General features: G+C 66.7%; 19 protein-coding genes. 7 read left to right on the plus strand and 12 right to left on the minus strand.

Features of this window, described 5'->3' with window-relative positions; all coding sequences use genetic code 11:
* Positions 1–5: 5 nt before the first annotated feature.
* Complete coding sequence (gene htpX / locus ACQY39_RS22325; protein ID WP_263562328.1) at positions 6–881, minus strand: protease HtpX; 876 nt, start codon at positions 879–881, stop codon at positions 6–8.
* A gap of 42 nt (positions 882–923) precedes the next feature.
* Complete coding sequence (locus tag ACQY39_RS22330) at positions 924–1,349, minus strand: hypothetical protein (protein ID WP_428510013.1); 426 nt, start codon at positions 1,347–1,349, stop codon at positions 924–926.
* A 127-nt stretch (positions 1,350–1,476) separates the two neighbouring features.
* Between ACQY39_RS22330 and ACQY39_RS22335 the strand changes: the two genes are divergently transcribed.
* Together ACQY39_RS22335 and ACQY39_RS22340 are read left to right on the plus strand one after the other, a co-directional pair.
* Positions 1,477–2,364 carry a LysR family transcriptional regulator gene (locus tag ACQY39_RS22335; RefSeq protein ID WP_428510015.1) on the plus strand — a complete coding sequence of 296 codons (888 nt, stop codon included), beginning with the start codon at positions 1,477–1,479 and terminating at the stop codon, positions 2,362–2,364.
* A gap of 134 nt (positions 2,365–2,498) precedes the next feature.
* Positions 2,499–3,035, plus strand: a complete 537-nt coding sequence (locus ACQY39_RS22340; RefSeq protein WP_428510017.1) for a GNAT family N-acetyltransferase — start codon at positions 2,499–2,501, stop codon at positions 3,033–3,035.
* 109 nt (positions 3,036–3,144) lie between these two features.
* Here the strand turns inward: ACQY39_RS22340 and ACQY39_RS22345 are convergent, their stop codons facing one another.
* The 9 genes from ACQY39_RS22345 to ACQY39_RS22385 form a co-directional block, all read right to left on the minus strand.
* The gene (locus tag ACQY39_RS22345; protein WP_428510019.1) at positions 3,145–4,125 is read right to left on the minus strand and encodes a tripartite tricarboxylate transporter substrate-binding protein; all 981 of its coding nucleotides are present in this window, start codon (positions 4,123–4,125) and stop codon (positions 3,145–3,147) included.
* A 98-nt stretch (positions 4,126–4,223) separates the two neighbouring features.
* The gene (locus ACQY39_RS22350) at positions 4,224–5,546 is read right to left on the minus strand and encodes a phenylacetate--CoA ligase family protein (protein ID WP_428510021.1); all 1,323 of its coding nucleotides are present in this window, start codon (positions 5,544–5,546) and stop codon (positions 4,224–4,226) included.
* Positions 5,543–5,842, minus strand: a complete 300-nt coding sequence (locus ACQY39_RS22355) for a hypothetical protein (protein ID WP_263518696.1) — start codon at positions 5,840–5,842, stop codon at positions 5,543–5,545. Before ACQY39_RS22355 ends, ACQY39_RS22350 begins: the two co-directional genes overlap by 4 nt.
* A 42-nt stretch (positions 5,843–5,884) precedes the next feature.
* A complete protein-coding gene (locus tag ACQY39_RS22360; protein WP_102767781.1) occupies positions 5,885–6,691 on the minus strand; it encodes an ABC transporter ATP-binding protein in 807 nt (268 codons plus the stop codon).
* Positions 6,692–6,841: 150 nt separating this feature from the next.
* Positions 6,842–8,167 (minus strand): ABC transporter substrate-binding protein, encoded by a 1,326-nt coding sequence (locus ACQY39_RS22365; RefSeq protein ID WP_428510024.1) that lies wholly within the window; start codon positions 8,165–8,167, stop codon positions 6,842–6,844.
* Positions 8,168–8,264: 97 nt separating this feature from the next.
* Positions 8,265–9,329 (minus strand): branched-chain amino acid ABC transporter permease, encoded by a 1,065-nt coding sequence (locus tag ACQY39_RS22370; RefSeq protein ID WP_263518700.1) that lies wholly within the window; start codon positions 9,327–9,329, stop codon positions 8,265–8,267.
* A gap of 130 nt (positions 9,330–9,459) precedes the next feature.
* Positions 9,460–10,389 (minus strand): branched-chain amino acid ABC transporter permease, encoded by a 930-nt coding sequence (locus tag ACQY39_RS22375; protein WP_263518702.1) that lies wholly within the window; start codon positions 10,387–10,389, stop codon positions 9,460–9,462.
* A 12-nt stretch (positions 10,390–10,401) separates the two neighbouring features.
* A complete protein-coding gene (locus tag ACQY39_RS22380) occupies positions 10,402–11,226 on the minus strand; it encodes an ABC transporter ATP-binding protein (protein WP_428510027.1) in 825 nt (274 codons plus the stop codon).
* A gap of 8 nt (positions 11,227–11,234) precedes the next feature.
* Entirely contained in the window at positions 11,235–13,181 is a 1,947-nt protein-coding gene (locus ACQY39_RS22385) for an AMP-dependent synthetase/ligase (protein ID WP_428510029.1), read from the minus strand.
* A gap of 192 nt (positions 13,182–13,373) precedes the next feature.
* Between ACQY39_RS22385 and ACQY39_RS22390 the strand changes: the two genes are divergently transcribed.
* Positions 13,374–14,138 carry a Crp/Fnr family transcriptional regulator gene (locus ACQY39_RS22390; RefSeq protein WP_428510031.1) on the plus strand — a complete coding sequence of 255 codons (765 nt, stop codon included), beginning with the start codon at positions 13,374–13,376 and terminating at the stop codon, positions 14,136–14,138.
* 51 nt (positions 14,139–14,189) lie between these two features.
* Here the strand turns inward: ACQY39_RS22390 and ACQY39_RS22395 are convergent, their stop codons facing one another.
* Positions 14,190–14,807, minus strand: a complete 618-nt coding sequence (locus tag ACQY39_RS22395) for a GNAT family N-acetyltransferase (RefSeq protein ID WP_428510033.1) — start codon at positions 14,805–14,807, stop codon at positions 14,190–14,192.
* A 232-nt stretch (positions 14,808–15,039) separates the two neighbouring features.
* On the opposite strand from ACQY39_RS22395, the gene ACQY39_RS22400 reads away from it, so the two are divergent.
* The 4 genes from ACQY39_RS22400 (at position 15,040) to ACQY39_RS22415 (ending at position 21,399) form a co-directional block, all read left to right on the plus strand.
* Positions 15,040–15,981: a translesion DNA synthesis-associated protein ImuA gene (locus ACQY39_RS22400; protein WP_428510035.1), complete on the plus strand. Its 942-nt coding sequence runs from the start codon at positions 15,040–15,042 to the stop codon at positions 15,979–15,981.
* Positions 15,938–17,332 carry a DNA polymerase Y family protein gene (locus ACQY39_RS22405; RefSeq protein ID WP_428510037.1) on the plus strand — a complete coding sequence of 465 codons (1,395 nt, stop codon included), beginning with the start codon at positions 15,938–15,940 and terminating at the stop codon, positions 17,330–17,332. The genes ACQY39_RS22400 and ACQY39_RS22405 overlap by 44 nt, the downstream gene beginning before the upstream one ends.
* Positions 17,329–20,607 carry an error-prone DNA polymerase gene (locus ACQY39_RS22410; protein ID WP_428510039.1) on the plus strand — a complete coding sequence of 1,093 codons (3,279 nt, stop codon included), beginning with the start codon at positions 17,329–17,331 and terminating at the stop codon, positions 20,605–20,607. The genes ACQY39_RS22405 and ACQY39_RS22410 overlap by 4 nt, the downstream gene beginning before the upstream one ends.
* A 183-nt stretch (positions 20,608–20,790) precedes the next feature.
* The gene (locus tag ACQY39_RS22415) at positions 20,791–21,399 is read left to right on the plus strand and encodes a PEP-CTERM sorting domain-containing protein (protein ID WP_428510041.1); all 609 of its coding nucleotides are present in this window, start codon (positions 20,791–20,793) and stop codon (positions 21,397–21,399) included.
* Positions 21,400–21,406 lie beyond the last annotated feature (7 nt).

Here is a 21,406-nt window from a genome sequence, read left to right on the forward strand (position 1 = left end):
GTTCTTCAAGCGGTCTGCTGCAGACGTGCGATGCGCTCTTCCATCGGCGGGTGGCTGGAGAACAGCGCCATCATGCCGCCGGGGCGTGAGCTGATGCCCATGGACTGCATGGCCTTGGGCATTTCGCCCGGGTCCAGGCCGCCCAGACGTGCCAGGGCATTGACCATGGGCTGCTTGCGCCCCATCAGCTGGGCGGCGCCGGCATCGGCACGGAACTCGCGCTGGCGCGAGAACCAGGCCACGATCATGGCCGCGACCACACCGAGCAGCAGGTCCATGACGATGGTGGTCACGTAGTAGCCGATGCCAGGGCCGTCGTTCTGGTTGCGCAGCACGATCTTGTCGACGAAGTAGCCGACGATGCGCGAGAGGAAGACCACAAAGGTGTTCATGACGCCCTGGATCAGCGCCATGGTCACCATATCGCCATTGGCCACATGGGCCACCTCATGGCCGATCACCGCCTCCACCTCTTCGCGCGACATGGACTGCAGCAGGCCGGTGGAAACTGCCACCAGGGCCGAGTTCTTGAACGCACCGGTGGCAAAAGCATTGGGCGCACCTTCATAGATCCCGACCTCGGGCGTGGCAATGCCGGCCTTCTCGGCGAAGCGCTCCACCGTGGTCACCAGCCAGATGTGGGTGGTGTCGTTCGACTGGTTGATGATCTGCACGCCCGTGGTCCATTTGGCCATGGGCTTGCTGATCAAGAGCGAGATGAAGGCGCCGCCAAAGCCCATCACCAGGGCAAAGCCCAGCAGCGATGTCAGGTTCAGACCATTGGCCGTGAGGAAGCGATTCAGGCCGAGCAGATGGACCGCCAAGCCCAGCACCAGCATGACGCCGAGGTTGGTCATCAGGAACAGAAATATTCGTTTCATGGTGTCAGCACTCCAAGATTCAATAAAAGCTCAGCGCAGGCTTCAAGCCGAGGGCAGTGAGCGCGGCGGCACCAGCGTCGCCGCCTTGCTTTGCATCAGTTTGAGCAAGAGGCTCAGGCCAGCGCCCAAGAGCAAGAGCAGGAAGATGCCCAGCCCCCAAATCAGCCAGACCAAGGGCGAGAGCCAGTCGCCCAGCACCGGCATGGTCTCCAGCACACCCTTGAGCAGGGGCGCGAACAGGTCCACGAACTCGGCCAGGCCTTGCAGCAAGCCCTCGGGCACCCAAGGCGCCAGCCAGCTCGGCAGTTGCAGATCGGACAGGCGCGCGCCCAAGGTGGGCAGCCCTTCGGCTTGCGAGCCCAGGGCCGCCACGGTCCACAGGGCCAGGCTGTGGAAGGCCCAGCTCGCCAGCGACCACAGCGCCGCCAGCAATCCGAGCACCAGCCAGGTCAGCAGGTAATAGGCCATTGTCTTTCCCCTTTTTCAGAAATCGAGATGCCAACATTCTCTGCCTGTCGACACTTCCAAACAAGCAACGCTGGCTTACTATTAACTTCTGTTTTTAAGAAGTTAACGTCATGTGCTCGGAGCCTCCATGCTGAATTTCAGACATCTGCATTACTTCTGGGTTGTGGCCCAGGAAGGCGGTTTCGCACGCGCGGCGGAGCGGCTGGACATGGCCATCCAGACCATCAGCACCCAGGTGCGCGAGCTGGAAAAGTCACTCGGCCACCAATTGCTCAAGCCGGCCGGCCGCGGCGTGGCGCTGACTGAGGCAGGCCAGGCCGCATTTGCACGCGCCGAGGAGATTTTCCGCCTCGGCAGCCTGATCACAGAGGAAGTCCGGCAGGCTGCGCAAGGCCCGGCGGCGCGACTGGCGGTGGGCCTGACCGACGGCATTTCCAAGTTGGCCGCCCATGCCCTGCTGGCGCCGGTCTTGGGCACCGAGTCTCTGCGCCTGCTCTGCCACGAAGGCGAGGTGGACCCTCTGCTGGCCGAGCTGGCCATGCACAAGCTGGACCTGGTGCTGGCCGGGCGACCGGCGCCGCACAAACCCGGCCTGCGCCTGAGCAGCGAGCTGCTGGCGCAGGCACCGGTGGACTGGTACGGGCCAAAGATCCTGGTACACGCGGCTGAGTTGCGCGACTTCCCGCACAGCCTGAACCGCCTGCCTGTGCTCTTGCCCACCGCCCACTCGGCCTTGCGCGCCACGCTCGATCACTGGTTTGCCGAACAGGGGCTGCAGCCGCGCATCGTCGGTGAATTCGAGGACAGCGCCCTGTTGGCCGTCTTCGCCTCACGCGGCCTGGGCGTGTTCCCGGTCAGCCGTCTCGGTGCCGAGGACCTGGAGCGCATGCACGGCCTGCGCCTGCTGGGCCGCTGCGAAGACGTGAAGGAAGAGATCCATGCCATCCGTTCGCGGCGCGGCCAGCATCATCCGCTGGTGCTGCAGCTGCTGGCAGCGGCACGCGCGGACTCGTGAGCGTGCGCAGGCCGAGCCGGCTGTGGACAACACGAGCCTGGAGAGGGACTGACTGTGCTGGAATGGAGTCAGCAAGCGTGCGGATTCAGGCTGCCGCCTCCCGCATTCCATGTTCTGACGACTGTTGAATAACGATGAAGACCCCGGCGACTCTGCGCACCCTGGCATCGACCGATGCCGCCGCGCTGCTGCACTTCGAACTGCACAACCGTGATTGGTTCGAGCATCACGTAGAAGCCCGAGCGGCCGATTTCTACACGCTGGGCGGCGTGCAAGCGCATATGGCCGAACTGCTAGCCCTGCTCGATCGCGGCGAGGCGCATCCCCTACTGATCGTGAGCGCGCAGGGCGAGATCCTGGGCCGCGCCAATCTCAAGGCCATGGATGCCAAGCGCGGCAGCGGCGAACTGGGCTACCGCATCGCTCAAGCCCATGCCGGGCAAGGTCTGGCAAGCTTGGCCGTTCGTGAACTGATGCTTCTGGCGCATCAGCATTGGGGCCTGCATCACTTGGAAGCCTACGTTGCCGTGGACAACCCGGCCTCGGCGCGTGTCTTGCTGAAGAACGGCTTTGAGCGGGCCGAATGCCACCCCGGCATGGCCCGTGTGCAGGGAAGGCAGATCGACTGCCACCGCTACGAGTGCGCGCTGGGTGGCGCGGGGCCTCTGTAGGGCGAGAAAGCCCGAGCTTTGGGCTTTCTGTCCTCAGCCTGGCCGCTTGCAAGCGGCCAGTCCTTCGGCAGGCGTCAGGCAAGACGCAGGTCTTGCCCTCGGTCCTGCCTCAGTCAGCATACTGCCCTGCTGCCTTGATGACGGTGCCCCATTTGGCGATTTCGGCTTCGACGAACTTCTTGTGCTCGGCACCGTTGACCCGGGCATCGGTGACGATGACGGCACCCAGGGCTTCCTGGCGCTTGTGGAAGTCGGCGTCGGCCAAGGCGGCCTTCAGGGCGGCGGTCAGCTTGTCCAGCACCGGCTTGGGCGTGCCCTTGGGGGCGTAGACGCCGTGCCAGATGTTGACGCTGAAGCCTTTGAGGCCCATTTCATCCAGGGTCGGCAACTTGGCCAGAGCAGGCGACGTCAGGCGCTTGCTGCTGGTGACGGCATAGGCCTTGACCTTGCCGCCTTCGATCTGGCTGGTGGTGTTGGTGGTCTGGTCGCACATCAGGTCGATCTGGCCGCCGAGCAGGTCGGTCATGGCCGGGCCGGTGCCCTTGTAGGGCACGGTGGTCATGTCGATCTTGATGGTGCTCTGGTACAGCAGGCCGCACAGATGCGAAGCCGAGCCCAGGCCGGCATTGCCGAGGTTGACCTTGCCCTTGTTGGCCTCCAGCCACTTGGCCAGCTCGGCATAGCTGTTCGCCGGCATCGAGGGCTTGGCGATCAGGGTCATGGGCACTTCGTTGATCAGGCCCAGGTACTCAAAATCGTCCAGGGTCTTGTACTGCATATTGCGGTACAGCGAGGGCGAGGTGGCCATGCCGATGTGATGCAGCAGCAGGGTGTAACCATCGGGCGCAGCTTTGGCGACCTTGGTGGCCCCCAGCGTGCCACCGGCACCGCCGACGTTCTCGATCACGATGGTCGCGCCCAGTGGCTTGCGCAGGGCCTCGGCCAGATCACGGGCGACCTTGTCCGTGGGGCCGCCGGCCGAGAAGGGCACGACGATATTGACGGGCTTCTCCGGGTAGCTGGCGAGGGCGGCGCCCGAAGCCAGGGTCAGCAGACTCAGGGTCAGCAGGGGCAATGCGGTCTTGTTCATGTCAACAGTCCTCGAATGGCGAGTGGGAGGACTGTCATCCTAGGCGGCAGGTCGGGCCTCGCGACAGCGGGAACTACGTAATCCGCGAACGACCGCGCTCAATCGAGCCGGCGCGCGTCTTCAATCACCCGCCCGTCATTCGGCAAGCTACCCGGGGGCAGCAGCTGCACTTCGGCGCGCAGCTTGGTGATGTCACGCAGGGCTGCGGCCAGCTGCTCGGCCAGGCCTTCGCGGGGCTCACCCTCGGGCAGCTCGAGCTTCAAGGTCAGGCGGTCCTGCGCCATCTCGCCCTCGACCACCAGGCGCGCCCGGCCGGCCTGCGGAAAACGACGCTGCAGCTCGGCCAGCTGCGAGGCGTGGATGAACATGCCTCGCACCTTGGCCGACTGGTCGGCCCGGCCCAGCCAGCCGCGGATGCGCTGGTTGCTGCGGCCCGTCGGGCACGGGCCAGGCAAGATGGCGGAAAGGTCGCCGGTGCCGAAGCGGATCAGCGGGTAGTCGGGGTTGAGCGTGGTCACGACCAGCTCACCGACCTCGCCCTCGGCCACCGGCTCGCTGCCACCGGGCCGCACGATCTCGACGATGATGCCTTCGGCCAGCACCAGGCCTTCGCGCGCCGCCGTCTCGTAAGCAACCAGGCCCAGGTCGGCCGTGGCATAGCACTGGTAGCCGGCCACGCCGCGCTCGGCCAGCCAGTCGCGCAAGCTGTTGGGAAAGGCCTCACCGCTGAGCAAGGCGCGCTGCAGGGATTCGAGGCGCAGACCGCTCTCGGCCGCCTTGTCGAGCAGGATTTTCAGAAAGCTGGGCGTGCCGACGTAGGCCTGCGGGCGCAGGTCACGCATGGCCTGCAGCTGCAGCTCGGTGTTGCCGACGCCGCCGGGAAACACGGTACAGCCCAGGGCATGGGCGCCACCTTCCATCATGGCGCCAGCCGGGGTCAGGTGGTAGCTGAAGCTGTTGTGCACTAGGTCACCGGCACGCAGGCCGGCGGCGAACAGGGCGCGCGCCACGCGCCAGTAATCGGCGGCCCGGCCCTCGGGCTCGTAGATGCCGCCGGGTGACTGAAACACGCGAGCCGCGCCACCGCTGCGCACACAACCGCGCCAGCCGATGGCGGAGAACCCACCCAGCGCATCGTAGGGATCCGCCCCTTCAAGGCCTTGCCGTTCGCGCAAGGCCTGCTGGCGCGCCGCCAGTTCGGGCTTGCGGGTCACCGGCAGACGCGCCAGGGCGGCACGGTTGCACACATCGGCCGGGTCCACGCCGGCCAGCAAGCCGGCGTAAGCGGAGGTCTGCGCCTTGGCATGGCTGAGCTGCAGGCGCAGGGCCGCCATCAGCTGAGCCTCGCGCTCGGCCGGCTCGCGGGTTTCCAACGCGTCGAAAAACTCGCCGCGCTCGTGAGAGAGGGCCGTCAAACTCATGGCGTTTCGTCCGTCCAGCGGCTGAGCCGGCGTTTGATCTCGTCCAGCAGACTGCGCACCTCGGCGGCGCTCTTGCATTGGCGGGTTTCCCACTCAGGGCTGCGCCCCGGGCGCTTGACCAGCCGGGCCAGCAGCAGGCCGGTCTGGGCGCTCAGTTCCAGCACCGGCTGGCCTTGCAGGCTGAAGGCATCGCCGCGCGCCTCCAGCGAGCGCAGGTCACGCAGATTGCGCTTGAGCGTCAGCAAGGCCTCCTCGGCCTTGAAGGGCGGAAGGGCGAAGAAGGCGTCTTCATTCATGGCCGGACTTCTGAATTGAAAGGAAACAGGCGTGGCCATGGTTCAGGCCAGCCAGCGCTTGCGGCGCTTGTAGCTCTTGACATCCTTGAAGCTCTTGCGATCACCGCCACCGGTGCCGAGGTAGAACTCCTTGACGTCTTCGTTCTCGCGCAAGGCCTGCGCGGCGCCGTCCATGACCACGCGGCCACTTTCCAGGATGTAGCCGTAGTCGGCATAACGCAGCGCCATATTGGTGTTCTGCTCGGCCAGCAAAAAGGTCACGCCTTCCTTGCTGTTGAGGTCTTTGACGATTTCGAACACCTCTTCGACGATTTGCGGCGCCAAGCCCATAGAAGGCTCATCCAGCAGCACCATGCGCGGGTTGGCCATCAGGGCGCGGCCGATGGCGCACATCTGCTGCTCGCCGCCCGAGGTGTAGGCGGCCTGCGAGCTGCGCCGGGTCTTGAGGCGGGGGAAGTAGTTGTAGACCTTCTCCAGCGTCTCGGCCACGGCGGCGCGGCCGTCGCGCCGGGTGTAGGCGCCGGTCATCAGGTTGTCCTCGATGCTCAGGTGGGCGAAGCAGTGGCGCCCCTCCATCACCTGCACCACACCGCGGTTGACCATCTCGGCGGTGGACAGCTTTTCGATGCGCTCCCCGCGCAGCTCGATACTGCCCTTGCTGACCTCGCCGCGCTCGCCGGCCAGCAGATTGGACACCGCCCGCAGCGTGGTGGTCTTGCCCGCGCCATTGCCACCGAGCAAGGCCACGATGCGGCCTTCCTGAACCTGCAAGGACACGCCCTTGAGCACCAGGATCACGTGGTTGTAAATGACCTCGATGCCGTTGACGTTGAGGAATGGGGTGGACATGGTGGGTTGGGTGGGAGTGAACGGGTGAACGGGTGAACGGGTGAACGGGTGAAGGGGTGAAGGGGTGAGCGGGTGAAGCGACGGCGTTTTGACTCACCTGTTCACTTGTTCACCCGTTCACTCAGCGACTCACCCATTCACCTCACTCCGTCACGATTGGCAGTCCGCCGGAGTCCGCCGCTCCAGCTTCTTCTCCGCCGCGTACTTGTCGGCGGCCTGCTTGACCATGGGCTTCAAGATCTGCTCATCGGCCTGCATCCAGTCGGAGCTGAAGTTCCACTTGGTGCCGTCCCAGGTGTGCACGCGGGCCCAGGTGGAGCCCATGTGGTCGGCGCAGGAGGTGGACAGCGGACGCAGCACGCCGGCCAGGCCCAAGGCGTCGAGCTTCTTCTGGTCCAGGGCCAGATTCTCCAGACCCCAACGCACCTGTTCACCCGTCATGACCTTGCCCTTGCCGTAGCGCTCTTGGGCGCGGCGTACCGCCTCGATGCCCAGGGCCTGGATGATCACGCCCCGGGTGTAGAGCACCGAGCCGACTTCGTCCTTGGGGCCTGCGCCCTGACCCTTGTCATGGACATGCTTGAGGATGTCCTGGATGACTTTGGGTTGCGTGCCCGAGGTGTTCAGCGCCAGCGCGTTGTAGCCCTTGGCGCCCTCGCCCACGTCCTTGACATCGGGCTCGGCACCGGCCCACCAGACGCCGTACATCTTCTCGCGCGGGTAGCCGGTGGCCTGAGCTTCCTTGAGCGCGGTCGAGTTCATCACGCCCCAGCCCCACAGCAGCACATAGTCAGGCCGCTGCTGGCGCACTTGCAACCAAGCCGACTTCTGCTCGACACCGGGTGCTGTCACCGGGAACTTGAGCAGATCGAAGCCGTGCATCTTCTGGCGCTCTTCGAGCAAGGGAATGGGTTCCTTGCCGAAGGGCGAGTCGTGATAGACCAGGGCGATCTTCTTGCCCTTGAGCTTGTCGAAACCGCCCTCTTTCTTGGCCAGGTGCTGGATCAGCATGTCGGCCGCGGTCCAGTAGCTGCCCATCAGCGGGAAGTTCCACTTGAAGACATTGCCGTCCTGCGAGGCGGCCAGGCCGTAGCCCAGGGTGATCAGGGGGATCTTGTCCTTGATGACCTTGTCGGTCAGCGCGAAAGTGATGCCGGTGGCCTGCGGATCGAAAAGCGTGGCGCCCTTGCCTTTCAGGCGCTCGTAGCACTCGACACCCTTGTCGGTGGCGTAGCCGGTTTCGCATTCCTCAAACGTCAGCTTGACGCCGTTCACACCGCCGTCGCGGGCGTTGATCATCTTCAGATAGTCCTGCTTGCCATTGGCCCAGGGCGTGCCGTTGGGGGCATAAGGCCCGGTGCGGTAGACCAGCAAGGGGAAGAACTGCTCCTTGGCCTCAGGCGCGGCCTGGGCCGGGCTCAACAAGCCCGAAGCAGCGACAGCCAAAGCAAGAACGATGGACGGCTTCAGTTTCATGCGTGTCTCCAGTAGATGCGCACTCAAGCGGTGCGTTATGGGTTGAACAAAAAGCAGGCGCGAAAAATCAGTGCGGAAAGAATCAGTGCGGGAAGGATCAATGTGGGAAGGGCCAGAGCCGCAGCTTTTCCTTGCCCGTGGACCACAGCCGAGCCAGGCCATGCGGCTCCTTGATCAGGAAGAACACGATCAGGGCGCCGAACACCATCAGTTCCAGATGCGAGGCGGTCTCGGTGCCCATGGGGATGCCCAGCCAGTGCGGAATCTGGTTCAGCAGCAGCGGCAAAAAGATGATGAAGGCCGCGCCAAAGAAGCTGCCCATGATGGAACCCAGGCCGCCGAGGATGACCATAAAGAGCAGCTGGAAGCTGCGGTCGATGGAAAAGGCCGCCGGCTCCCAGGAACCCAGATGCACAAAGCCCCAGAGCGCGCCGGCCACACCGACGATGAAGCTGCTGACGGCAAAGGCGCTGAGCTTGGCGTAGACCGGGCGGATGCCGATGACGGCCGCAGCCACATCCATATCGCGCATGGCCATCCACTCACGGCCGATGGCGCCGCGCACCAGGTTCTTGGTCAGCAGGGCGAACACGCAGACAAAGCTCAGGCAGAACAGGTACTTCTGGGCCGGCGACTCGATGGCCAGGCCGAAGACGCTGAGATCCGACACCGAGACATTGCCCGAGGACGAGTTGTTGGTGAACCACTTGATGCGCAGAAAGGCCCAGTCGCAAAAGAACTGCGCCGCCAGCGTCGCCACCGCCAAATAGAGGCCCTTGATGCGCAGCGAGGGTATGCCGAACAGCACGCCCACCACCGTCGAACAGGCGCCGCCCAGCAGCAAGGAGAGGATCAGCGGCATGCCCTCGATGCGGACCTGGAAGTTGTAGGCCGCATAGGCGCCCACCGCCATGAAGGCCCCGGTGCCCAGCGAGATCTGGCCGCAGTAGCCGACCAGCACATTGAGGCCCAGCGCCGCCAGCGACAGGATCAAGAACGGAATCAGGATGGCCCGAAACAGGTACTCATTGCCCAAGAGGGGCAGGCCGACAAAAGCCAGGGCCAGCAGTGCCGCCATGGCCCAGCGGTCCTGGCGGATCGCCAGGATGGCGCTGTCGGCGCGGTAGCTGGTTTTGAATTGGCCGTTTTCGCGGTAAATCATGGGAGTCGATTGCCTTGTTGGGTCGAGGGGCGGATGAGTGAATCGTGATTCGCGATTCGTGAATCGTGGAGGGCCACCGTCATTCGCTCATCCATTCACCATTCACCATTCACCATTCACCATTCACCACTCACACCCGATCAATGATCTTTTCGCCGAACAGCCCCTGCGGCCTGAACAGCAGGAACAGCAGCGCCAGCACATAGGCGAACCAGATTTCAATGCCGCCGCCCAGGGCGGGGCCGAGGTAGACCTCGGAGACCTTTTCGCCCACGCCAATCAGCAGGCCGCCGATGATGGCGCCGGGCACCGAGGTGAGGCCACCCAGGATCACCACCGGCAGCGCCTTCAGCGCCACCAGCGAGAGCGAGAACTGCACACCCAGCTTGCTGCCCCAGATGATGCCGGCCACCAAGGCGACGAAGCCGGCCACGCTCCAGACGATGACCCAGATGGTGGACAGCGGAATGCCAATGGACTGGGCGGCCTGGTGGTCGTCCGCCACGGCGCGCAGGGCCCGGCCGGTGGCCGTCTTCTGGAAGAACAAGGCCAGCAAGGCGACCATGGCCGCGGCGATCAAGGCCGCGTAGAGGTCTTCCTTGTTGATCAGCACCCCGCCCTCGAAGCTCTTCTCGAACAGAAAGATCGGGTCCTTGGGCATGCCGACATCGATCTTGTAGATGTCCGAGCCGAAGATCATCTGGCCCAGGCCTTCGAGGAAGTAGGTGATGCCCAGCGTGGCCATCAGCAAGGTGATGCCCTCCTGGTTGACCAGATGCCGCAAGGCCAGGCGCTCCACGCCCCAGGCCACCGCCACCATGACGGCAAAGGCCGCGACAAAGGCCAGCAGATTGGCCAGCAGCGGGCTGCTGATGCCGGTCCAGAGCGGAATCCACTCGGCAAAGCGCGCCATCGCCAGGGCCGCAAACAGCACCATGGCGCCCTGCGCGAAATTGAACACGCCCGAGGCCTTGTAGATCAGCACAAAGCCCAGCGCGATCAGCGAATACAGCATGCCTGTCATCAGGCCGCCGAAGATTGTTTCGATGACGAATCCCATCACTGCCCCATCTCAATGTGAAGTGCCCAAATAGGCGCGGATCACGTCTTCGTTCTGGCGCACCTCGTCCGGCGCGCCATCGCCAATCTTCTTGCCGTAGTCCAGCACCACGACGCGGTCGCTGATGTCCATGACCACGCCCATATCGTGTTCGATCAGCACGATGGTGCTGCCGAACTCCTGGTTGACGTCGAGGATGAAGCGACACATGTCCTGCTTCTCCTCCACATTCATGCCGGCCATGGGCTCGTCGAGCAGCAAGACCTGCGGCTCCATGGCCAGGGCACGGCCCAGGTCCACGCGCTTTTGCAAACCGTAGGGCAGGCGGCCGACCGGGGTCTTGCGATAGGCCTGGATCTCCAGGAAATCGATGATGCGCTCGACCTTCTCGCGCTGCGCGATCTCCTCGCGCTCGGCCGCACCCCAGCCGAAGGGGTTGCGCAAGGCCTGCTGGAAGATGTTGCAGCGCATGTGCAGGGTGCGGCCGGTCATGATGTTGTCCAGCACGCTCATACCCTTGAACAAGGCCAGGTTCTGGAAGGTGCGGGCCACGCCCATCTCGGCCACCTGGCGCGAGCTCATGTGTTTGAAGGTCTGGCCGCGAAAGCTGATCTGCCCCTGCTGCGGCTGGTAGACACCGTTGATGCAGTTGAGCATGGAGCTTTTTCCCGCGCCGTTGGGGCCGATGATGGAGCGGATCTCATGCTCGCGCACATCGAAGCTGATGTCGGTCAGCGCCTTCACGCCACCGAAGCTCAGCGAGATATTGCGCACCTCCAAAATCACCTCGCCGGTCTTCTTGGCCAGGGTGTTGTTGTCGCTAGTGCTGCTGTCCATTGGATCCATCAGGCGGCACTCCTCACGGCCGGGTAGGTCTGGGCGTCTTTGATGCACAGATCGGCGGACACCTTGCCGCTGCGCCCGTCCTCGAACTTGACGGCGGTCTCGATGTACTGCGAGTTGCGGCCAGCGTACAGCGCCTCGATCAGCACGGCGTACTTCTCGGCGATGGCGCCGCGCCGCACCTTGCGGGTTCGGGTCAGCTCGCCGTCGTCGGCGTCGAGTTCCTTGTGCAGGATCAGGAAGCGGCTGATCTGGCTGCCGGCCAAGAGCTCGTCCTGGGCCAGGTCGGCATTGACCTGTTGGACGCAGTCGCGGATCAACTCGTAGACCTCGGGCTTCTGCGCCAGGTCGGTGTAGCCGGCATAGGGCAGGTTGCGGCGCTCGGCCCAGTTGCCCACGGCGTCGAAGTCGATGTTGATGAAGGCACAGACGCGGTCGCGGCCGTCACCAAAGGCCACCGCCTCCTTGATGTGGGCAAAGAACTTGAGCTTGTTCTCCACATACTTGGGCGCGAACATGGCCGCATCAAAGGCGCCGCCGGACAAGCGGCCGACATCTTTGGCCCGGTCGATGATCTTCAGGTGGCCATGGGCGTCGATGAAGCCGGCGTCGCCGGTGTGGTACCAGCCCTCGGGCGTCAGCACCTCGGCCGTCGCCGCCTCGTTCTTGTAATAGCCCTTGAGCAAGCCCGGCGACTTGACCAGGATTTCGCCGCTCTCGGCCAGCTTGATCTCGACCCCCTCGATGGGCACGCCCACAGTGTCGGCACGCGCCTCATGGTCAGGCTGCAGGCAGACGAAGACGGCGGTCTCGGTCGAGCCATAGAGCTGCTTGAGGTTGATGCCGATGCTGCGATAGAAGCTGAACAAATCAGGGCCGATCGCCTCGCCTGCCGTGTAGGCCACCCGAACGCGCGAGAGGCCCAGGCTGTTGCGCAAAGGCCCGTAGATCAGCAGATCGCCTAACTGGTATTTCAGCCGGTCCAGGGCGCCGACCGGCCGGCCGTCCATCAGGGCCGGGCCGACCCTCCGGGCCAGCGCCATGCAGCGGGCGAACAACCAGCGCTTGGGCCTTGATGCGTCTTCCATGCGGATCATCACGCTGGTCAGCAAGCCCTCAAACACCCGCGGCGGCGCGAAGTAATAGCTGGGGCCGATTTCCTTCAAATCGATGCTGACGGTGCTGGTCGATTCGGGGCAATTGACCACATAGCCGCAAGCCAGCCACTGGGCGTAGCTGAAGATGTTCTGGCCGATCCAGGCTGGCGGCAGGTAGGCCAACACCTCTTCGCGGCCCGTCAGGCGGTCGAAGCGGGCGCCGGCCTGGGCGCGGTCGATCAGGCTGGCATGGGTGTGAACCACGCCCTTGGGGTTGCCCGTGGTGCCCGAGGTGAAGAACATGGCCGCTTCATCGCTGCTGCGGCCCAGCGCCACCTCACGGGCGAAGAAGTCCGGGCGAGTCAAGATGTCCTGGCGGCCGCGTTCGAGCAGTTCGTCGAGCGAATGCAGGCCCGGCTCTTCATAGGCGCGCAGGCCGCGCGGGTCGTCGAACCAGATGTGGCGCAGCTGCGGGCAGTGCTCGCGCAGCTCCAGCATCTTGTCCACCTGTTCCTGGTCCTCGACCACGGCGAAGGCGACCTCGGCATTGTTGACAGGGAAGACGAACTCGGCCGCCACCGCGTCCTGGTAGAGCGGCACGGGGATCGCGCCCAGGGACTGGGCCGCCAGCATGGTCGCCGACAGACGCGGCCGGTTTTCGCCGACCACGATCAGGTGCTGGCCGCGCTGCAGGCCGGCGAGCGCCAGGCCATGGGCCAGCTCGCGCACCAGCAGTGCCAGCTGCGCCCAGCTCAGGGTCTGCCAGATCCCGTATTCCTTCTCGCGCAAAGCCGGCGCATCGGGGCGCTCGGCGGCGTGAGCCAGCAAGAGGCGAGGAAAGGTCGCATCCACGTTGTGTGTCTCCTGTGCCGTGCATGCGGCCCTGCAAGAAGCAGGGGCTGCCGACATCTCTTGACCGCATGGTAGGCCGTCACTTTGACGCCGTGTTGTCGTTGTAACGACAATCCAAGGGACTCCCCGAGCGGTACTTTCCCGGGGGTGCCGTGTAAGGCCTGCGTCATCTTGCAAGGTGGACACTGCCGCATGAATTCAGCGTCAGGCCCACGCACCGCCTCAGAAGCGGCCATGCCCAGCATCCCCTTGCGCCAGCGCGCCCGCCCGGCCAGCGCCGCCGAGCTGGCCGCCATTCCCTGGCTGGCCCTGCTAGATGAGCCGCAGCGCGAGCGCGCCGTGCAGCAGCTGCAAGTGGCCGAGGCCGATGTGGGCGAACGCGTCTGCCGCATCGGCCGGCCGGCCACCTTCTGGTTCGGCGTCGTCGACGGCCTGCTCAAGATGAGCAATGACGATTCCAGCGGCCAGGCCATCACCTTCACCGGCGTGCCGCCGGGCGGCTGGTTCGGCGAGGGCACCTTGCTCAAGCGCGAGAGCTACCGCTACAACATCCAGGCGCTGCGGCGCAGCGTGGTGGCCGGCTTGCCGATCGAGGCCTTTCACGAGCTGCTGGAAGGCAGCATCGCCTTCAACCGCTTCATGCTCAACCAGCTCAACGAGCGCCTGGGCCAGTTCATCGCCGCACGCGAGATCGACCGCATCTCCGACCCCGAGCTGCGCGTCGCCCGCAACCTCGCCGCCCTCTTCCACCCGCAGCTCTACCCCGGCGTCGGCAGCCTGCTGCGCATCACCCAGCAGGAGCTCGGCTATCTGGTCGGCCTGTCGCGCCAGCGCGTCAACCAGGCGCTCAACACCTTGGCCGAGCACGCCTTGATCCGTATCGAGTACGGCGGCCTGAGGGTGTTGGATCTGCAGGGCTTGCGGCGCTTTCCGCAACTGGGGCCCACACCGGGCTGAAGCGCCTGGCAATGGGCAGCCACCCGCCCGCAGCGCAGGCGGGGCGATCCTTCAGGCGCTCAGCGCGCCGAAGGTGGAGACCGTCGCGGACGGCGCGGGCTGCGCCTGCGAGCGACTTTGCGCCAAATGCGCCAAATGGGCCGGCGTCATTTCAAACAGCAAGCTGGGCGCCTGCCCCGGCAGATCGGCCAGAGCGCCCTTGAGACGCATGCCCAGGCGCTCGAGGGTGCGGCGGGTGGGCAGGTCGGTGGGGCGCACCAAGGCCAAAACGGCCGCTGCGTGCAGTTCCTGGAAGGCCTGCGTCAGGGCCTGTTGACCCATCTCGGTGGCATAGCCCAGACCCCAGGCCCTGGGATGGAGCCAGAGCTTGAGGCACAGGCTCTGACGGCCATCGACCGATTGCCACATCAGGCCGCCAAAGCCGAGCAATTCGTCGCCCGCCTCCGCTCCAAGGCTCATGGCCCAACAGCCGTAGCCCCAGCGCTGCCAATGCAATTGCCAGGACTGCAGCAACTCCAAACTGGCCTGACGCGAAACGGGGCCAGGCTTGACACGCTGAGTCAGGGGATCGGCCTGGATCTGATGCAACGCATCCAGGTCCGTGGCCGTGGGCGCGCGTAAAAACAGCCGCCCGCTCGCCATGGGACCCCACGCCTCGTTCAATGCCATGAATGCCTGCCCTTCAACGGTCAAAACCAGTGAAAACCCTAGGCCATACCTTAGCGGCAAAGACCGCCCAGCGAACACCCCCCGATCACAGGGGCGCGCTATCCGCACAAATCGGCGTAGGCGCGCCACAGGCCACTTCGCTTGGCGGCCGCCACACCGAGCTATACACTGTATAAAAAAACAGTCATGATCCACCCCTCGCTCTCGCCGCCCCTCATCTGTTCAGCCCCTCATGTTCGCCCCGCTCGTCAATGCCAGCCCCGCGTCCTGGCCGGCCCCGCTGTCCGCGGCGCCGGCCCTGGGCGAGCGCGAGGCGCGCCTGCTGGAACAGCAGGTCTGGCGGGCCAGCAGCCTGGGCGCCAGCAGCAGCCCCTGCCTGAGCAGCGGTTTTGCCGCCCTGGACGCCGAACTGCCCGGCGGCGGCTGGCCCACGCACAGCCTCAGTGAAATCCTCTGCCCGCCGGGCCTGCATCTGGAGTGGCGTTTGCTGCTGCCGGCGCTGCGCGGGCTGCTGGCCGAGCCGCTGACAGCAGCCCCCGCCCCGCGTGGCCGAGGCCGGGCGCGCAAGCCCAGCGCCCCGCGCGCGCAGCAACAACGGCCGCTGCTGCTGATCAACCCACCGCTGATTCCGCACCTGCCGGGTTTGCAAGCCGCCGGCCTGGCGCCGCAGCAGCTGATCTGGCTGGCGCCGGAAACGCCGCAACAGCAGCTCTGGGCGGCCGAGCAGGCGATCAAATCGAATGCCGCCGCCGCCCTGCTGCTCTGGCTGCCCAAACTGCGGCCCGAACAGCTGCGCCGGCTGCAGACCCAGGCCCTGGGCCTGGACGCGCCGCTGTTCCTGTTCCGGCCCGAGGCGGCAGCGCAGCAATCCTCGGCTGCGCCGCTGCGCCTGCATCTGGACCTGGCCCTGGGCGCGCGCAAGCCGCAGCAAGAGCTGGCCGATCTGCAGCTGCGCATCCTGAAACGGCGCGGCCCGGCTTTCGAGGGCCTGCTGCAGCTGCCCGCCCTGCCCTCGGGCCTGGAGCGGGTGCTGACGGCCACCATGCTGGCGCGCGGCCTGGGTCGCCCGAGCCTGGCACCGAAGACGCCCCCTGTCCTGCAGCCGCCCCGCCTCGCGGCGCCCTCGCCTCATGCACTGGCTCGCCCTGCTCAGCCCGCCCGCGCCGCCGGATGAGGCCGCCGCCCCCAGCAGCAGCCCCCGGCCTGAAGCCGCAGCCCCAGCCCTGGCCTGGTGGGCCCTGCAGTTCTCGCCGAGGGTGGCCGCGCTGGAGGAGGCCGTGGTGCTGGAGGTGGCCGCCAGCCTGCGCCTGTTCGGCGGGCCCGAGGCCTTGCACCAGCGAGTGGCGGAGCGCATCGGCGACGCCGGGCTGAGCCTGGCCGCACTGGCCTGGGCGCCCACCGCGTTGGCGGCCCTGGCGCTGGCGCGCGGGGCGCTGGCGCAGCCGGGGGCGACTGGAGAAACCTGCGTGCGGGCCGATGGCCTGTCCGCCCCCCTGGCCAGCCTGCTGGACCCGCTGCCGCTGTTCACCCTGAGCGCGGCCCAGGCGCAAGCACCCATGCTGGCACGCCTGGGCTGCCGCACGCTGGGCGATGTGCGCCGCCTGCCGCGGGCCGCCCTGAGCCGGCGTTTCGGCCCGGGGCTTCTTCGCGCCCTGGACCAGGCCTATGGCCAGGCACCCCAAGCCCATGCCTGGATCACTGCGCCCGAGCAGTTCCAGGCACGGCTGGAGCTGCCGCAGCGCCTGGACAACGCCCTGGCCTTGCTGCAGCACGCCCAGGAGCTGCTGCGCCAGCTCTGCGCCTGGCTGGCGGCGCGCCACGCCGGCATCGAAGCCTTCGAACTGGCCTGGGCCCATGACGCCATGCGGGCGCGCGACATCGGCCCGGGCGGCCGGCTGCTCGTGCACAGCGCCGCGCTGACGCGCGATTTCGGCCAGCTCTCGCGCCTGCTGCACGAGCACCTGCTGCGCCTGGAGCTGGCCGCGCCGGTGGCCGAGCTCAGCCTGCAGGCCGGCGAAGTGCGGGCCCTGGAGGAGCGCAGCGCCAGCCTGCTGCCGGCCGGGCCCGAGCAGGCCAAGGAACCGCTGGAGCAGTTGCTGATGCGCCTGAGCATCCGCCTGGGCGCACAGGCCGTGCGCTGCGGCCAGCTGCAGCAGGACCACCGGCTGGAACAGATGCAGCGCTGGGTGGCCTGGAACGAAAGCCCACCCAACACGGCGGCCACAGCCGCTGCGCCAGAGGCCCTGCCGCTCTGCCCACAGCCGACCTGGCTGCTGGCGCCGCCGCTGCGACTGAGCCTGCACCAGGACCAGCCGGTCTACGGCGGCGCGCCGCTGCAGCTGCTGGCCGGGCCGCAGCGCATCGAGGGCGGCTGGTGGCAACCGGCGGCCGACGGCCAGAGCTCGCTGCACCAGCAGCGCGATTACTTCCTGGCCAGCAGCCCGCAGGCCGGCCTGCTGTGGATCTTCCAGCAGCGCCTGAGCAGCGAAGAAGAAGGCTGGTTTCTGCACGGGCTGTTCGCATGAAAAAAACAAGCCTGCTGCCCGCCTATGCCGAGCTGCATGCGCTCAGCAACTACTCCTTTCTGCGCGGCGCCTCCACGCCGGGCGAGTTGGTGGAGCGCGCGCATGAGCAGGGTTATGCCGCCCTGGCCCTGACCGACGAATGCTCGCTGGCCGGCGTGGTGCGAGCCCATGTGGCGGCCCAGGCCCTGCCGCGCGACCCGGTGACCGGGGAGCCCGAGCTGAAGCTGCTGATCGGCGCCGAGTTCAGCGTACGCCGGCTGGCGCAGGCGCCGCCCGGGCCGCCTGAATCCACGCCCGACCCGGCGATGTTCAAGCTGGTGCTGCTGGCGCGCCATCTCGAGGGCTACGGCAACCTCTGCCAGTTCATCACCGGCCTGCGCCGCAGCGCTGCCAAGGGCAGCTACCGCCTGAGCTGGGCACGGCTGCAAGAGGCGGCGCAGCGCGGCGAGCTGGCCGACTGCCTGGCCCTGCTGCTGCCGCCGCGCGAGGCCAGCGACGAAGAGCTGCTGATCCCGGCGCGCTGGCTGCTGCGCCATTTCACCGGCCAGGCCTGGATCGGTGTCGAGCTGCTGCGCGAGCTGGGCGACGAGCTCTGGCTGCAGCGCCTGGGCCAGCTGTCCGAGCAGACCGCCCTGCCCCTGGTGGCGGCCGGCGATGTGCACATGCACCGGCGCTCGCGCAAGGCCTTGCAGGATGTGCTGACCGCCACCCGGCTGAACCGCCCCATCGCCGCCTGCGGCCACCAGCTGCAAGCCAATGCCGAGCGCCATCTGCGCAGCCGCCTGCGCCTGGGCCAGCTCTACCCGCCGGCCCTGCTGGCCGAGACCTTGCGGGTGGCGGCGCAATGCCAGTTCTCGCTCAAGGAAATCCGCTACCAATACCCGGCCGAAGTCGTGCCCGAGGGCGCCACGCCGAGCAGCCATCTGCGCGCCCTGACCGAGGCTGGCGCGGCGCGCCGCTGGCCGCATGGCATCAAGCCGGAGTTGCGCGCGCAGATCGAGCATGAGCTGGCCCTGATCCAGGAGCTGGGCTACGAGCATTACTTCCTGACCGTGGCCGACATCGTCGCCTTCGCGCGCAGCAAAAAGATCCTGTGCCAAGGCCGCGGCTCGGCGGCCAACAGCGTGGTCTGCTTTTGCCTCTTCATCACCGAGGTCGACCCGGCGCGCAGCAGCCTGCTGTTCGAGCGCTTCATCAGCCGCGAGCGCAACGAGCCGCCGGACATCGACGTCGATTTCGAGCACGAGCGGCGCGAGGAGGTGATCCAGTACCTCTACCGCAAATACGGCCGCGAGCGCGCCGCGCTGACCGCCGTGGTGATCAGCTACCGGCCACGCAGCGCCATCCGCGATGTCGGCCGCGCCTTGGGCCTGGACGAGGCCCTGGTCGAGAAGCTGGCCGGCGACCACCATGGCTGGAGCGAGGAATCCCTGCCCGACGCGCGCCTGGCCCAGCTGCAGCAGGAGCTGGGCTTTGACCCTCAGGACCTGCAGATCCGCCAGCTGGTGCGGCTCTCGCGCCAGCTGATGGGCATGCCGCGCCACCTGAGCCAGCACCCGGGCGGCTTTGTGCTGACGGCCGGCCCGCTCTCGCGCCTGGTGCCGATCGAGAACGCGGCCATGGCTGACCGCACCGTGATCGAGTGGGACAAGGACGACATCGACGCCCTGGGCCTGATGAAGGTCGATGTGCTGGCCCTGGGCATGCTCAGCGCCCTGCAACGCAGCTTCACCCTGATCAGCCGGCTGCGCGGCTACCCGGCAGCCCAGCCCTTCGGCATGAGCGATGTGCCAGCCGACGACAAGCCCACCTACGACATGATTTGCCGCGCCGATACGGTGGGGGTGTTCCAGATCGAGTCACGCGCGCAGATGTCCATGCTGCCGCGCCTGCGGCCGCGCTGCTTTTACGACCTGGTGATCGAGGTGGCCATCGTGCGGCCCGGGCCCATCGAAGGCGGCATGGTCCACCCCTATTTGCAGAACCGCGCCCTGCCGCCGGACCAGATCAAATATCCCAAAGACGATCTGCGCGCCGCGCTCGAGCGCACCTGCGGCATCCCCATCTTCCAGGAGCAGGTGATGCAGGTGGCCATGATCGCCGCCGGCTTCAGCCCCGGCGAGGCCGACCAGCTGCGCCGCGCCATGGCCGCCTGGAAGCGCCCCGGTGACCTGGCCCGCTTCCACGAGAAGATCCTCACGGGCATGCGCGAACGCGGCTACGAGGACGCGTTCGCCGAAGCCATCTTCCGCCAGATCAAGGGCTTCGCCTCCTACGGCTTCCCCGAGTCGCATGCGGCCAGCTTCGCCCTGCTGACTTACGTGTCCTGCTGGATCAAGCGCCACGAACCGGCGGCCTTTCTCTGCGCCCTGCTGAACTCGCAGCCGCTGGGTTTCTACACCCCCAGCCAGCTGGTGCAGGACGCCCGCCGCCACCGCATCGAGGTGCGGCCCAGCGATGTCAACCACGGCGGCTGGCTGAGCAGCCTGGAGCAGCCCGAGGTGCACGAAGAGCCCGAGCCCGCCGATCGCCTGGACGACGGCGTGCAGCCGGCCGTGCGCCTGGGCCTGCATCTGGTCCACGGCCTGAGCCGGGCGGCGGCCCTGCGCATCGAGGCCGCACGGGCCGCCGGCGGGCGCTTTGTGGACACGCAAGACCTGGCCCTGCGCGCCGCCCTGGACCAGCAGGAGCTGCAGCAGCTGGCCGCGGCCGATGCCTTGCAAAGCCTGGCCGGCCACCGCCGCCAGCAGGTCTGGCAGGCCTCGGCCCTGCGCGCCCAACCGCCGCTTTTGCGCCAGGCCTATGCCGCCGAGGAGGACCTGAACCTGCCGGCGGCCGCCGAGGGCGAGGAGGTGGTCTGGGACTACGCCGCCCTGGGCCTGAGCCTGCGCAGCCATCCGCTGGCCCTGCTGCGGCCCCGGCTGGCGCGCCTGGGCTACCGCAATGCGCAGGAGCTGCGCGCCTGGCGCAGCGGCCAGTCGGCCCAGGCCTGCGGCCTGGTCACCGTGCGCCAGCGCCCGCAGACGGCCAAGGGCGTGCTCTTCATCAGCCTGGAAGACGAGAGCGGCAGCGTGCAGGTGATCGTCTGGCCGGACGTCTACGCCGCCTTCCGCCGCACCATCCTGGTGGCGCGCTTGCTGGCGGTGCAGGGCCAGTGGCAGCACGAGAACGGCGTGCGCAATTTAATCGCCCGCCGCGTGCAAGACCTGACCCCGCTGCTCGGCCGCCTGGGCAAAGAAGCGGGCAAAGAAATGGGCAGCCGCGATTTCCATTGAAACGGGCGGCTGCAAGCATGAATTGGCAGCCCTGGCAATCCGGTGATGCCGCGCCCCGGCTTTGCAGGGTCAGCCAAGCGGCCCTGGTGCTTCCCCCCCTAGCCGTGACTTGCTTCACATGCGAGCCTACTGGTACGAGCACCCGCAAGGGTCCGCCCCATCCACTTGCCTGAGGGATTTTGAATGCAGACAGCTCACCGCCTCATCTCGGCTGCCGTGCTGGCCGTTCTGGCCGCACCGTCGTTCGCCGACACCACCACCTACACCGACTCGGCCGCCTTCCTGGCTGGTTTGAGCAGCCCCGGCTACACCGAGGCCTTCACCGGCATGGCCAGCCCGGACGGCGTCGCCGCCTTCAGCGGCTCTGGCTTTTCCTACACCGTGTCAGCCGCCAGTGGTCTCTACGCCACCGGCGACTTCCTCGGCACCAACCAGATCGATGAAGCGCTGACGATCAACTTCACCAGCGGCAATGTCACGGCGGTTGGCGGCAACTTCTTCGTCACCAACATCTCGAACGACTTTCAGTCGGTCTCGGTGAAGCTGACCCTGAACGACGGCACCATTGCCATGTTCACCCCCGGCAGCATCAACGACAGCTTCCGTGGCTTCAGCTCCACCCAGACCATCAGCTCGCTGACCTTCAGCGCCCCGGGTGTTTCTCTGTATGCCAATCTGGACAACCTGACGGTCGGCACCGTCACGGCCGTGCCGGAACCCGCCAGCTGGGCCCTGATGGGTCTGGGTCTGGTCGGCATGGGCGCCATCGCCCGCCGCCGCAAGGCCGCCTGATCGAGCC

It is taken from the genome of Roseateles sp., assembly GCF_965262435.1.
Lineage (GTDB): Bacteria > Pseudomonadota > Gammaproteobacteria > Burkholderiales > Burkholderiaceae_C > Paucibacter_A.

Coding starts and splice junctions, on each gene's coding strand:
- ACQY39_RS22415 (WP_428510041.1), top strand. CDS start 20,791: ATGCAGACAGCTCACCGCCTCATCTCGGCTGCCGTGCTGGCCGTTCTG.
- ACQY39_RS22400 (WP_428510035.1), top strand. CDS start 15,040: ATGTTCGCCCCGCTCGTCAATGCCAGCCCCGCGTCCTGGCCGGCCCCG.
- ACQY39_RS22390 (WP_428510031.1), top strand. CDS start 13,374: ATGAATTCAGCGTCAGGCCCACGCACCGCCTCAGAAGCGGCCATGCCC.
- ACQY39_RS22335 (WP_428510015.1), top strand. CDS start 1,477: ATGCTGAATTTCAGACATCTGCATTACTTCTGGGTTGTGGCCCAGGAA.
- ACQY39_RS22395 (WP_428510033.1), bottom strand. CDS start 14,807: ATGGCATTGAACGAGGCGTGGGGTCCCATGGCGAGCGGGCGGCTGTTT.
- ACQY39_RS22380 (WP_428510027.1), bottom strand. CDS start 11,226: ATGGACAGCAGCACTAGCGACAACAACACCCTGGCCAAGAAGACCGGC.
- ACQY39_RS22360 (WP_102767781.1), bottom strand. CDS start 6,691: ATGTCCACCCCATTCCTCAACGTCAACGGCATCGAGGTCATTTACAAC.
- ACQY39_RS22405 (WP_428510037.1), top strand. CDS start 15,938: ATGCACTGGCTCGCCCTGCTCAGCCCGCCCGCGCCGCCGGATGAGGCC.
- htpX (WP_263562328.1), bottom strand. CDS start 881: ATGAAACGAATATTTCTGTTCCTGATGACCAACCTCGGCGTCATGCTG.
- ACQY39_RS22350 (WP_428510021.1), bottom strand. CDS start 5,546: ATGAGTTTGACGGCCCTCTCTCACGAGCGCGGCGAGTTTTTCGACGCG.
- ACQY39_RS22370 (WP_263518700.1), bottom strand. CDS start 9,329: ATGATTTACCGCGAAAACGGCCAATTCAAAACCAGCTACCGCGCCGAC.
- ACQY39_RS22345 (WP_428510019.1), bottom strand. CDS start 4,125: ATGAACAAGACCGCATTGCCCCTGCTGACCCTGAGTCTGCTGACCCTG.
- ACQY39_RS22340 (WP_428510017.1), top strand. CDS start 2,499: ATGAAGACCCCGGCGACTCTGCGCACCCTGGCATCGACCGATGCCGCC.
- ACQY39_RS22330 (WP_428510013.1), bottom strand. CDS start 1,349: ATGGCCTATTACCTGCTGACCTGGCTGGTGCTCGGATTGCTGGCGGCG.
- ACQY39_RS22410 (WP_428510039.1), top strand. CDS start 17,329: ATGAAAAAAACAAGCCTGCTGCCCGCCTATGCCGAGCTGCATGCGCTC.
- ACQY39_RS22355 (WP_263518696.1), bottom strand. CDS start 5,842: ATGAATGAAGACGCCTTCTTCGCCCTTCCGCCCTTCAAGGCCGAGGAG.
- ACQY39_RS22365 (WP_428510024.1), bottom strand. CDS start 8,167: ATGAAACTGAAGCCGTCCATCGTTCTTGCTTTGGCTGTCGCTGCTTCG.
- ACQY39_RS22375 (WP_263518702.1), bottom strand. CDS start 10,389: ATGGGATTCGTCATCGAAACAATCTTCGGCGGCCTGATGACAGGCATG.